Below are 13,374 nucleotides of genomic sequence, written 5' to 3'. Positions count from 1 at the left end.
TGGCCGTGCATCTCAATCGCGGGCCAGGGCGTTGATCGGGTCGAGCCTGGCGGCATTGCGCGCCGGCACGAAACCGAACAGCACGCCGATCAGCGTCGAGCAGGCGAACGCGGTGACCACCGACAGCGGTGAAAACACCATCTCCCACTGGCTGACCACCAGGGTGAACAAATAGCCGATGGCGTAGGACAGCGCGATGCCGATCACCCCGCCGATCAGGCAGACCATGATCGCCTCCACCAGAAACTGCTGGCGAATGTCCGACTGCCGTGCCCCCACCGCCATACGGATGCCAATCTCGCGGGTCCGCTCGGTCACCGACACCAGCATGATGTTCATCACCCCGATGCCGCCGACCACCAGCGAGATCACCGCGATCAACGACAGCAGCAGGGTCAGCGAGCGGCTGGTCTTGTCGACGGTCTGCATCACGCTGTCGAGGTTATTGGTGAAGAAGTCCTTGGTGCCATGGCGCTGCAGCATCAGCGCGTTGATGCGTTCCTCCACGGCCTTGCTGGGCATGCCGTCCTTGACCCGTACGCTGATGCTGTCCAGGTGCCGCTGGCCGAGCACGCGCCCGGCAGCGGTTTCGTAGGGCATCCAGAAATTCAGCGTGTTGCCGGCGATGAACAGGTTCTTGTGATCGGCGGTGACGCCGATCACCGTGCACGGCAACTGGCCGACCAGGATCACCTGGCCAAGCGGGTTCACATCCGCGCCGAACAGGCGCTGTGCGGTGTTGTGGTCGAGCACCACCACCTGCGCCTGGCGCCGCGCATCTTCGTCGCTGAAGCTGATCCCGGCGGCCAGTTGCAGGTTGCGCACCTGGAAGTAGCGACTGCTGACGCCATTGAGCTGGGCATCGACGTCCAGATTGCGATAACGCAGCAGCATGCTGCGGCCCACCACCGGCGTGGCGCTGTCGACGTAATACAGCTGGTTGAGCGCGGTGACGTCCGCCGGTAGCAGGGTTTCGATCGACTTGGCCCGGCTGTCGCCGAAGTTGCTGCCGGCGTAGATATCGATGGTATTGCTGCCGATCGCCTGAATGTCCTTGAGCACGTAGCGCTTGGCGCCTTCGCCGATGGCCGAGATCGACACCACCGAAGTGATGCCGATGATGATCCCCAGCATGGTCAGCAAGGTGCGCATGCGATGCGAGATCAGCGCAATCCAGGCCATGGCGAAGGCTTCACGAAACAGCCCCAGGCCGACGCTCCAGCCGCGCCGTGGCGCCGCCTCGACCTCCGGCCTGGGCAGCGTTGGCGTGGCGGGAACATTGCGCCGGTCGCTGACGATCTGCCCGTCACTGACCTCGATCACCCGCTCGGCATGCTCGGCGATCTTCGGGTCGTGGGTGACCAGCACCACCGTGTGCCCGGCAGCGTGCAGCTCGCGCAGGATGCTCATCACCTCACGGCCACTGGCGCTGTCCAGTGCGCCGGTGGGTTCGTCGGCGAGGATCACCTGGCCGCCGTTCATCAGGGCCCTGGCGATACTCACCCGCTGCTGCTGCCCCCCCGAGAGCTGGCTCGGGCGGTGTTCCAGGTGGCCACGCAAGCCCAGCCGGGCCAGCAGCGCCTCGGCGCGCTGATGACGCGCCGCCTGCGCAGTGCCGGCGTAGATCGCCGGAATCTCCACGTTGCGCACGGCATCCAGGTGCGGCAACAGGTGGTAGCGCTGGAAGATGAAGCCGAAATGGTCGCGACGCAGCGCCGCCAGGGCGTCGTCGTCCAGCGTACGGGTTTCATGGCCTTTGACCCGGTAACTGCCGGCACTGGCGTGGTCCAGGCAACCGAGGATGTTCATCAGGGTGGATTTGCCCGAGCCCGAAGAGCCGATGATCGCCACCAGTTCCCCGGCGTGAATGTCCAGGTCGATGCCGCGCAGGGCGTGGAACTCACGGTCGCCGGCCATGAAGCTGCGACTCACGTTGCGCAGCCGCAGCAACGCCTGGCCGGTGTCCAGGGGGTGGTCATCCAGCCCCTGCAGGTCAACCTTCTGGTTCATGCTCAGCTCCCCGCCGCCATCGCTTGCGGGTCAGCGATCACCACGCGCTCGCCTGCCTTGAGCCCGTCGCGGATCTCCACCTGAACCTTGTTGTTGATGCCGACGCTCACCTGGCGTGTCTGCGCGAAGCCTTGCGCATCCAGCACGCGCACGTTGTGCGTGCCGTCGCCGTTGCGCGCACCGAGCGCCGCGACCGGCACGTTGAGCACGTCGCTGGAGGTGTCGAGCACGATGCGCACCTGGGCGGTCATGCCGATACGCAGCCGCTGGTCGGGGTTGGGCACGTCGAACAGCGCGTTGTAGAACACCGCCGCATTCTGCCGCGCCGAGGTGCTGTCTTCGGTTTCCAGGTAGTCCTGGGGCGCCGGCTCGGTGCCGCGCAGGGTGGCGTAGTAGCGCTTGTCTTCGCCGAGGATGGTGAAGTACACCGGCTGGCCCTGGCTGATATGAATCACATCGGCTTCCGAGACCTGGGCCTTGATGGTCATGGTGTCGAGGTTGGCCAGCTTGAGCAGCACCGGCACCATCTGCTGGGCGATGACCGTCTGGCCTTCCTGGGTCACGATGCCCACCACGTCACCGTCGATGGGCGCGACGATGCGCGCATAACCGAGGTTCACCTTGGCCGTGTCGATCTGCACCTGGGCACTCTTGATCTTCGCGTCCAGCGATCCCAGGCTGGCCTGGAGCACCTCGTAGTCGGACTCGGCCTTTTCGAAGTCCTGGCTCGACACCGCCTGGTCGGCATGCAGTTGCCGATAGCGCTCATACAGGCGCCGGGCCTGTTTCATCTGCGCCAGGGTCGAACGTCGCTCGGCCTGCAGCTGTTCTTCGTCGACCTCGGCCTGGCGCAGGGTGTTGCGCAGCACCAGTGGGTCGATCTGCGCCAGCCACTGGCCCTTCTTCACCTTGTCGCCCAGTTTCACCTTGAGCGACATCAACTGCCCGGACACCTGGGCCCCCACATCGACCTGCCGGATCCCCTCCAGCGTCCCGGTGGCCAATACCGCGTCTTCGATGTCGCCGCGCTGCACTTCGGTGCTGATGTAGGTCGGTGGCTTGGCGGGTGCACTGATGGCGTACAGCGCCACCGCCACCGCGACCACCAGGGCCCCTGCCCAGCCGATACGGCGCATTTTCGTTTTGCTCATGGTGTTTCACAGCCCTGTGACGACGCCGCCCGGCTCGGTAAGGGGGCGTCAGTTTCTCGATAACGCTCCAGCCTGGTGTCAGCCGCTCATGACAGGGTCTCCTCGACGCCGCTGGCCTGCGCCTCGTACCACCAGGCCGCCAGGCTGTAGACGTCCGGCGCCTTGAGGATGCTGAAATGGTCACCCGGGCCATGCCACAGCTTCAGCCCCGGCAACACCTGCCTCCAGGCCGCCGCCATGCTCGCCTGCGCCAGACGGTTCTCCAGCTCGTCGAGACCGGCGTCGGCCACCAGCACCAGATGCGCCGGCCCGCTGTAGGTCCCAGGCTGCGGTCGATATTCGCTGCGCAGGGCGCTGCCGAAGGTCCGCACGATGCCTTGCAGCGCCTGGGCCGCCAGCCGTGGCGGCAACAGACCGCCGCGGACCATGGCCTCTTCCAGCAGGCGCATCTGCGTGCTGTCGTCCTGACCGGCGAAGGCCTGCGCGTCGAGGCCTAGGGATCGCCCACCGGACAGTTCGAGCGCCTCGACCAGCCGCTCTAGCACCGCCGTGCCGGTGTAGGCCTTGCCACACAGCGCCTCGCCATTGGGCGCCTCGCTGTCGATCAGGGTCAGTGAGCACACCTCGCGGCCCTTGGCTTCGAGCATCGCCGCCATGGCATGCGCCACCCAGCCGCCGAACGAATGCCCGACCAGGTGCAGCGGCCCCTGCGGATACTGCGCTTCCAGCACCGCCAGGAAACTGCGCGCCGCCGCCTCCACGCGGCTGTGCGGCAGGCTGCGCCCGTCCAGGCCGCGATGCTGCAGGCCATAGATCGGCCAGGCGCTGCCCAGCGCCTCGGCCAGGCCGATGAAGCTGGTCACGCTGTCGCCGGCGCCCGGCACACAGAACAACGGCGTCCGCTCGGCCTGGCCGCTCTGGATCGCCAGCAGCGCGGCGTGCGCCGCTGGCGCCGGTGGCTCGGGCGGCACGTTGCGCAGTGCCTTGCCCAATACCTGGCCCAGCACTTCGACCTGGGGCGCACGCATCAGGCTCATGTGGTCCCCCGGCACGCTCAGGCGCCGCAGGTACGGCGCCGGCAGCACCGTTTCCCAGCCGTTGTCGGCACTCGCCTGCGCCGGGGCCTGGCCGCGCTCCTCGGCGCAGAACAGGTGCACGGGCAGGCCCAGCGGTTGCAGCTGGTAATGGGCCAGGGCATGGCCGTGGGCGACTTCGCGCTCCAGGTAGTGGCGCAGGGTGCGGTCGCTGGCCTGGGCCAGTTCCTCGTAGAGCCACCCGGCGTCGCGACACGCCTGCAGCAGCTCGTCGAAGCCCGGCAGGATCGCCCGGGCCTGCCAGCTCGCCAACTGCTGCACGGCGGCATGCCCCGCCTCACCCTGGGCCTGCCAATGGCTCTGGCAATGCGCGAGCAGGTGCCGCTGCAGGGCATCGGGCCCCTGCCAGCGCGCCTTGCCTTGGTCGGTAAGGCGCGGCGTGTAGCTGTCGATCAGGCCGACGAAGCTCACCGTCTCGTCCATGCCCGACAACTGCGTGGCGACCTCGTAGGCCAGCACCCCGCCGAATGACCAGCCGGCCAGTCGATAAGGCCCGTGCGGCTGCACGCTGCGCAGGTGCCCGATCATCCGTGCGGCCAGGCACTCCATGGTGCGCAGCTGCGGCTCGCCGAGGGCAATGCCCGGCAGGCCGTAGATCGGGAAATCACCGGGCAGGTGCTGGCCCAGCACTGGAAAGTAGGCGTCCAGGCCGGTGAAGTCGTGGAACAGGAACAGCGCCGGCTCGTCGCCGCCTTTGCGCACTTCGATCACAGGCTGCAACGCCGTCGCTGGACGCTGTTCCAGCCATTCGGCCAGGGCAGCGATGTCCGGCCGCTGGAACAGCTCGGCCAGGGTCACCGGCAGCCCCTCGTCCTGCATCAGGCTGACCAGCCGGATGGCCGACAGCGAGTGCCCCCCCAGTTCGAAGAAGTTGTCGCGGCGCCCTACCGCGCCCACCTGCAGGACCTGCATCCAGAGCTCGGCCAGGCGCTGCTCCAGCGCCGTGCGTGGTGGCTCGGCGGCGGCACCGTCCGCCTCGTGCGCGGCCAGCTCAGGCAGCGCACGGCGGTCGACCTTGCCGTTGGCGGTCAGCGGCAAGGCGTCCAGGCCCACGTAGAACGCCGGCACCATGTACTCCGGCAGGCGCTCCAGCAAGTGGCTGCGAATCGCCGGGCCGTCCAGCGCCGGATCGCGACGGGTGAAGTAGGCGACCAGGCGCACGGACGCGTCGTCCAGTTGCCGGGTGACCAGCACCGCCTCGCCGATGCCGGGGCACTGCACCAGGTGCTGCTCGATCTCGCCCAGTTCGATACGCACACCGCGAATCTTCACCTGATCGTCGTTGCGCCCCAGGTAATCCAGCGTGCCGTCATCCAGCCAGCGCACCAGGTCGCCGCTGCGGTACATCCGCGCCCCCGGCTCGGCCACGAACGGGTCATCCAAGAAGCGCTCGGCGGTCAGGTCGGCTCGGTTCAGGTAACCGCGTGCCACGCCCTCGCCACCGATGTACAACTCGCCGGGCACGCCGACCGGCACCGGTTGCTGGCGGGCATCGAGCACATACAGGCGGGCATGCGAGACCGGCTTGCCGATGTGCAGCACGCCACCGGGCTGCATCGCCCCGGAGCTGGCCACCACCGTGGTTTCGGTCGGCCCGTAGTTGTTCACCACCGCAAAGCCGGGGTCACGCGGGAACTGCCGCAGGCGGTCGCCGCCGATCAGCAGGGTGCGCAGCGTCGGATGCTTCAGCTCGCGGCTGAAGGCGTACTCGGCCACCGGCGTGGGCAGGAAGGCCACCTGCAGCGGTTGCGCCTGCCACCAGTCGAGCAAGGCGTCCAGCTGTTCATTGCCAATGTGCGCCGGTGGCAGGTGCAGGGTCGCCCCGGCGCACAGCGCCGGCCACACTTCCCAGGCCATGGCGTCGAAGCCGAAACCGGCCACGCTGGCGGTGTGGCTGCCCGCGCTCAGCGCGAAGGCCTGGCAATGCCAGTCCACCAGGTTGTTGAGGCTCTGGTGCTCGACCATCACGCCCTTGGGCTGGCCGGTGGAACCGGAGGTGTAGATCACGTAGGCCAGGTGGCGCGCATTCAGGCCCAGCACCTGCGGGTTGTCTTCGCGGGCGCTCCAGTTCGGCTGATCGAGCAGCACCAGCGGAACACTCAGGTTTGGCACGCGTTCGAGCAGGTCCTGCTGGCTGAGCACCACCACCGGTTCGCTGTCGCTCAATAGGTAAGCGATGCGCTCGTCCGGGTGTGCCGGGTCCACCGGCACATAGCCGGCACCGGCCTTGAGCACCGCCAGCAGCCCCACCAGGGTGTCCAGGCCACGGCGGGCGAGCACCGCCACTCGCGTGTCGGGGCGCACGCCCCGTTCGATCAAATGATGGGCCAGGCCATTGGCGCGGGCGTTGAGTTCGGCGTAGCTGAGTCGTGCATCACCCACCTGGGCGGCGATGGCGCCAGGGGATTCGAACGCCCGACGTTCGATGTGCTGATGCACCGGCCAAGGGTTGCCCGGCATGGCGCGCGGCGCATTGAAGTCTTCCAGCAGTTCCTGGCGCTCGGCGGGCGGCAAGACGCTGCAGTCCTGCAGCGCCGTCGCTGGCGCCTGCTCCAGGGCCTGCAGCAGCTGCTGCACGGCACACACCAGGTAACCGCACACGCGCTGCGCGTCGATGCCCTTGGCCGTCAGGGCGGTCACTTCGAACGCCTCGCCCAGATCATCGACGCTGAGGGTCAGCGGGTAACTGCTGCGCTCGCTGGCCTGCAGCAGCTCGATGCCCTGCCAGGCTTCGCCGGTGCCCTCCTGGCGGCGGCTATGCCGGTAGTTGAGCAAGGCGCTGAACAGCGGCGCACCCGCCGGCAAGGCACTGGCGCGCTGAGCCAGGGCCAGCGGCGCATGCTCGTGGGCCAGCAGGCCGATGAGGCGCCGATGGGTCTGCAACAGGGCTTGCTGCACCGACTGCCCGGCCAGGTCGATACGCAACGGCAGGGTGTTGATGAACACCCCCAGGGTGCGCTCCACGCCCTCGCCCCCTTGCAGGCGGCCCAGCAACACGGTGCCGAACACCACCCGGTCACGCCCGGACAACTGCCCCAGCACCTGCGCCCAGGCCAGGTGCAGCAGGCTCGCCGGGCTCACCCCCATCGCCCGTACCTGCTCGCGGATGCGTGTACACAGCGCGGTATCCAGGCGCTGACGGGACTCGCCCGGCGCCCGGCTGCTGTGCAGCGCGGTCGGCCCGTACGGCAGGGTCGGCTCGTCGATGTCGCCCAGTTGCTCACGGAAGAACGCTTCGTGGGCGGCCTGCCCCGGCCCGGCAAGGGTCTGGGCGATGTAGTTGCGATACGGCACCGGCTCACGCAGCGCAGCCCCCTGATCGAGCAGCAGCGCCTGCAATTCCTGGCCCAGCAGTTCCAGACCGAGGTGGTCCATGATCAGGTGATGGAACGACAGCACCGCCAGGACTCGCTGGTCGTGCGGGTCCTGCGCGTAGGCCAGGCCCAGCAACGGCGCGCGCTCCAGGGCCAGTGGCGCGAGGTCGTCGAGCCTGGCCAGGGGCACCTCGTGCAGCATCAGTTCGGCATGCCGCCAGACCACCTGCACCGGGGCCTCCAGCCCGTCCCAGAACAGCGCGGTGCGCAACGCGTCGTGGCGCGCGACGACCTGGCGCAGCGCCTGGCAGAAGGCTTGCAGGCGCGAGCGGTCAGCGAAGGCGAAGCGCGCCTGCAGGCGATACGGATCGTCGTCCGGGCGCGACAGGTAGTGGTAGAAAATGCCGGCCTGCAATGGCCCCAACGGGTAGATGTCCTGCACGTTGGCGGCGCCGCCGGGCACCGCCGCGACGATGCGCTCGATGGCCGGCTGCTCCAGCTTCACCAGGGTCAGCATCTCGGGGGTGATGCGCTGGCAACCGGCAGGGATGCGGTTTTCCGGCAGCTCGGCGTGCACGGCGTCGGCATCGATGCTGGCCGCCAGCGCCGCCAGGGTTGGCTGAGCGAACAGCACCCGCACATTGGCTTGCAGACCCAGGGCGCGCAGACGAGCGATGAGGGTCACTGCCAGCATCGAGTGGCCGCCTAGTTCGAAGAAATGGTCATGCCGCCCCACCCGCTCGACCTGCAGCAGCTCGCACCAGATCGCCGCCAGGGTGCTTTCCAGCTCGCCCTGCGGCGCTTCGAAGGCCCGCTCCGGCAAGGCTTCGCGGTCCGGTGCCGGCAGCGCACGGCGGTCGACCTTGCCATTGGCGGTCAACGGCCAGGCGGCCAGGTGCACGAAGGCACTCGGCACCATGTAGCCCGGCAGCCGCGCCAGCAAGGCGCTGCGCAGGTCGCTGGCCGACAACGCCTGCGGCCCGCTGAAATAGGCCACCAGGCGCGGCTGGCCGGGCACGTCTTCGCGGGCCAGCACCAGCGCCTCTTCGACGCCGGGCACTTGTGCCAGCTGGCTGTCGATCTCGCCCAGCTCGATGCGCATGCCACGGATCTTCACCTGGTCGTCGTTGCGCCCCAGGTACTCCAGGGTGCCGTCGGCGTTCCAGCGCGCCAGGTCGCCGCTGCGGTACATCCGCGCGCCCGGCTCGGCCACGAACGGATCATCCAAGAAGCGCTCGGCGGTCAGGTCGGCTCGGTTCAGGTAACCGCGTGCCACGCCCTCGCCACCGATGTACAACTCACCGGCCACGCCACGGGGCACCAGTTGCCGGTGCTCGTCGAGCAGGTACAGGCGGGTGTTGGCGATAGGTTTGCCGATGTCCAGGCGGCCTTCCGGCCACAGCCGTCCGGAGCTGGCCACCACCGTGGTTTCGGTCGGCCCGTAGTTGTTCACCACCGCAAAGCCGGGGTCACGCGGGAACTGCCGCAGGCGGTCGCCGCCGATCAGCAGGGTGCGCAGCGTCGGATGCTTCAGCTCGCGGCTGAACGCATACTCGGCCACCGGCGTGGGCAGGAAAGCCACCTGCAGCGGTTGCGCCTGCCACCAGTCGAGCAAGGCATCCAGCTGTTCGTTGCCGATGTGCGCCGGTGGCAGGTGCAGGGTCGCCCCGGCACACAGCGCCGGCCACACTTCCCAGGCCATGGCGTCGAAGCCGAACCCCGCCACGCTGGCGGTGTGGCTGCCCGCGCTCAGGTCGAAGGCCTGGCAATGCCAGTCCACCAGGTTGTTGAGGCTCTGGTGCTCGACCATTACCCCCTTGGGCTGGCCGGTGGAACCGGAGGTGTAGATCACGTAGGCCAGGTGGCGGGCGTTGAGGCCCGGCACCTGCGGGTTGTCTTCGCGGGCGCTCCAGCTCGGCTGATCGAGCAGCAGCAACGGGGCGCTCAGCGCCGGTACACGCTCCAGCAGATCCTGCTGGCTGAGCACCACCACCGGGGCGCTGTCGCACAATAGGTAAGCGATGCGTTCGTCCGGGTGCGCCGGGTCAACCGGCACATAGCCGGCACCGGCCTTGAGCACCGCCAGCAGCCCCACCAGGGTGTCCAGGCCACGGCGGGCGAGCACCGCCACCCGCGTGTCGGGGCGCACGCCCCGTTCGATCAGGTGATGGGCCAGGCCGTTGGCGCGGGCGTTGAGTTCGGCGTAGCTGAGGCGTACATCGCCCACTTGGGCGGCGATGGCACTCGGACGTTCGAGCGCCTGGGCCTCGATCCGCCCGTGCAGGGTCTGCGCCGGCGCGAATGCGATGGCGCTGGCGTTGAAGGTCGTCAGCAAGGTGTCACGCTCATCCCCGCTCACCAGCGGCACAGCTGCGATGACGCCCAGCTCGTCGCTGACCAGCGCCTGCAGCAAGGTCTCGAAATACCGGCCATAACGGCGCACGCTGGCCTCATCGAACAGCGCCGTGGCGTAGTCCAGGGTGCCGACCAGCACCTCGCCGCATTCACCCAGGTTCAACGACAGGTCGAACTTGGCCACCTGGCTGCTCTGCTCCACCACCGACAGCGCCAGGCCATCCAGGGCCGGCAGCGTGGTTTCGCCCGCCAGCCAGTTGAGGGTGGTCTGGAACAACGGCGAATGCGCCAGGCTGCGCGCCGGGGCCACGCTCTCGACCACCTGCTCGAACGGCAGGTCCTGATGATCCTGCGCCGCCAGCACCTGCTCACGCACCTGCGCCAGCAGGGCCTCGCCGGTGGGCGCCGCCGACAGGTCGAGACGAATCGCCAGGGTGTTGACGAACAGGCCGATCAGCGGCTCCAGCTCGGCGCGATTGCGCCCGGCAATCGGGCTGCCGACCACCACCTCGGCCTGACCGGACAAGCGCGCCAGCAAGGCGGCCCAGGCGGCCATAAGCGTCATGTACAGCGTAACCCCCTGGCGTTGCGCCAAAGCCCGCAGACCGGCGGTCAGCCCGGCGTCCAGGCGCAGCGCCAGGCTGGCGCCGGCGAAGTCCTGCTGCGCCGGCCGTGGCCGGTCGGTGGGCAGGCTCAGCAAGGTCGGCGCGCCCTGCAAGGTCTGGCGCCAGTAAGCGCTCTGGCGCTCTAGGCGTTCGCCGCTCAGCCAGCCCTGTTGCCAGGCGGCGAAGTCAGCGTACTGGATCGCCAGCGCGGGCAGCGGGTCGGCCTGGCCGTGGCGCAGCGCCGAGTACAGGGCCAGCAGTTCGCGGGTCAGCACGCCCATCGACCAGCCGTCGGCGACGATGTGGTGCAGGGTCAGCGCCAGCACGTGGCGGTCTTCGTCCAGGCACAACAGGCAGGCACGCAGGGCCGGCTCGGCGCTCAGGTCGAAGGGTTCGACGGCCAGCTGCGCCAGCCGCTCGTGCAGCGCCTGCGGCCGCTCGCGCAGGTCTTCCCGCGACATTTGCAGCGCCCCGCCAACGAACACCACCTCGGCGCCCTGGTCGTTGGCGACAAAGCGGCTGCGCAGGGTTTCATGACGCTCGACGATCCGCGCCAGGCTGCGTTGCAACGCGTTCAGGTCCAGTGGCCCACGCAGATCCAGGGCCAGGGGAATGTTGTAGGCCTGGTTGCCGCCTTCCATCTGGGTCAGGAACCACAGGCGCTGCTGGGCGAACGACAACGCCGCGGCGTCGCCGCGCGGCACCGCACGGATGGCCTCGACCGCGACAGCCTGCTGCTTCGCCAGCGCCGCCGCCACCGCAGCCAGTTCGCCCAGGGCGAACAGCTCACCCAGCGGCAGCTCCACGCCCAGTTGCTGACGCACCTGAGAGACCATGCGCATGGCCAGCAGGGAGTGCCCGCCCAGGTCGAAGAAGTGATCGTGGCGCCCGACCCGTTCGACCTGCAGCACCTCGGCCCAGATCGCTGCCAAGGCGTTTTCCATCTGCCCTTGCGGCGCTTCGTAGGTCAGCCCCACCAGGCTCGAATGGTCGGGCTTGGGCAGCGCCCGCTGGTCGAGCTTGCCATTGGCGGTCAGCGGCAGGGTCTTCAGCTCGACAAAGGCCGACGGCACCATGTAGTCCGGCAGGCAGGTCTGCAACTGTGCGCGCATCTGTTGCGCCGTCTGGGTTTCGCCGCCCTCGACCGCAGTGAAGTAGGCCACCAGGCGCACCTGCCCCGGCTCATCCTCACGGGCCAGGACCACGGCATCGCGCACGCCCGGCAACAGCTGGAGGGCATTGGCGATCTCGCCCAGTTCGATACGGAAGCCACGGATCTTGACCTGGTCGTCGTTGCGCCCCAGGCATTCCAGCAGGCCGTCTTCCAGCCAGCGCCCGAGGTCACCGGTGCGGTACATCACCGCCCCCGACTGGTCGCTGAACGGGTCGGCGAGAAACTTCTCGGCGCTCAGGTCGGCGCGGTTCAGATACCCCAGGGCCACGCCATCGCCGCCGATGTACAGCTCGCCCACCACACCCAATGGCGCCAGGCGCTGGCGCGCATCCAGCACATAGACACGGGTGTTGGCGATCGGCCGGCCAATCGGCAGGGCCTCCACTCCGGCCTCGACCGCCCGCACCTCATGCACGGTGGCGAAGGTGGTGGTCTCGGTCGGGCCGTAGGCGTTGAACAGCCGGGTGTTCGGCGCGTGGTCCAGGAAGGCGCGGAAGGTCGCCGGGTTGGCGCGCTCGCCACCGGAGAACAACACGCGCAGGCCGGCCAGCGCCTGCGGCAGCAGCTGCGCGTACTGGTTGAACAGCGCCGTGGTGAGGAACAGCACGCTGACCTCGCCCTGGCGCAACGCGGTAGCGAAGCGCTGCGGGTCGACCAGGGTCGCGTGGTCGATGACCGACAGTTGCGCGCCATTGAGCAGCGCGCCCCACACTTCCAGGGTCGCGGCATCGAAGGCAGGGTTGGAGGCCAGGGCGAAGCAGTCGCGGTCGCTGAACTCGGCGTAACCGTTGTTCAGCACCAGGCGCAGGATGCCACGGTGTCCGACCCGAACCCCCTTGGGCAGCCCGGTGGAGCCTGAGGTGTACATCACATAGGCCGCCGAGTCCGCTGCATGCGGCAGGTCGAGGTTGTGCACGGCTTGGTCGTCAAGGGCCAGCGCATCCAGGTCGATACGCCTGATCGATGCCGCCACCGGCAGCCCGCGCTGGGTCAGCAGGCACACCGCGGCGCAGTCTTCGAGCATGTAGCTGTGCCGCTCGCTGGGCGCGTTGACGTCCAGCGGCACGTAAGTGGCCGCGCACTTGCCGATGGCCAGCTGGGCAATCACCAGTTCGGCCGAACGCGGCAGCAGAATGCCGACGTGATCGCCCGGCCGGATGCCCTGCCCGCGCAGATGATGCGCCAGGGCATTGGCCCGTGCGTTGAGCTGCGCATAGCTCAGCGAGCGGCGGCCATGCACCAGTGCCACGGCCTGTGGATGCAGCGCGGCGCGCTGTTCGAACAGCTGGTGCAGCGCCTGCTCGCGCGGGTAATCGCGGCGCGTGTCGTTGAAGGTGTTCAGCTGACGCTCGCGCTCCAAGGCTGGCAAGATCGCCCCGGCCAGGCCCTGCTGCGGATGCAGCTCCAGCGCCCTGACCAGTTCGCCCAGGGCCTGCTGCAGGTAGGCGCAGATACGCTGCGCATCCAGGCCGCCCTGGGTACGGGCGGTGAGCAGAAACTCATCGCCCTGATCGTCGATGCTCATGGTCAGCGGGTAGTTGCTGTGCTCTTCGGCCTGCAAGACCTCGATGCCCTGCCAGGCGGCACTCGGGTCGGCGCCGCGCTGCTGTGGCGGAAGTTCAGCAGGGTGCTGAACAACGGCGTGCCCGCCGGCAGCGCACTGCAACGCTG

The 13,374-nt window shown here is 68.7% G+C and carries 3 protein-coding genes; all 3 read right to left on the bottom strand.

Features of this window, described 5'->3' with window-relative positions:
- Positions 1–12: 12 nt before the first annotated feature.
- Positions 13–2,010: a MacB family efflux pump subunit gene (locus RRX38_RS01080; protein ID WP_315961143.1), complete on the bottom strand. Its 1,998-nt coding sequence runs from the start codon at positions 2,008–2,010 to the stop codon at positions 13–15.
- 2 nt (positions 2,011–2,012) lie between these two features.
- Complete coding sequence (gene macA / locus RRX38_RS01075) at positions 2,013–3,161, bottom strand: macrolide transporter subunit MacA (protein WP_315961142.1); 1,149 nt, start codon at positions 3,159–3,161, stop codon at positions 2,013–2,015.
- 86 nt (positions 3,162–3,247) lie between these two features.
- Complete coding sequence (locus RRX38_RS24915) at positions 3,248–13,369, bottom strand: amino acid adenylation domain-containing protein (RefSeq protein WP_410524855.1); 10,122 nt, start codon at positions 13,367–13,369, stop codon at positions 3,248–3,250.
- Positions 13,370–13,374 lie beyond the last annotated feature (5 nt).

Source organism: Pseudomonas sp. DTU_2021_1001937_2_SI_NGA_ILE_001 (genome assembly GCF_032463525.1).
Taxonomy (GTDB): domain Bacteria; phylum Pseudomonadota; class Gammaproteobacteria; order Pseudomonadales; family Pseudomonadaceae; genus Aquipseudomonas.
The sequence above is the reverse complement of the archived record's forward strand: the minus strand, read 5'-3'. Positions and strand labels throughout refer to the sequence as shown.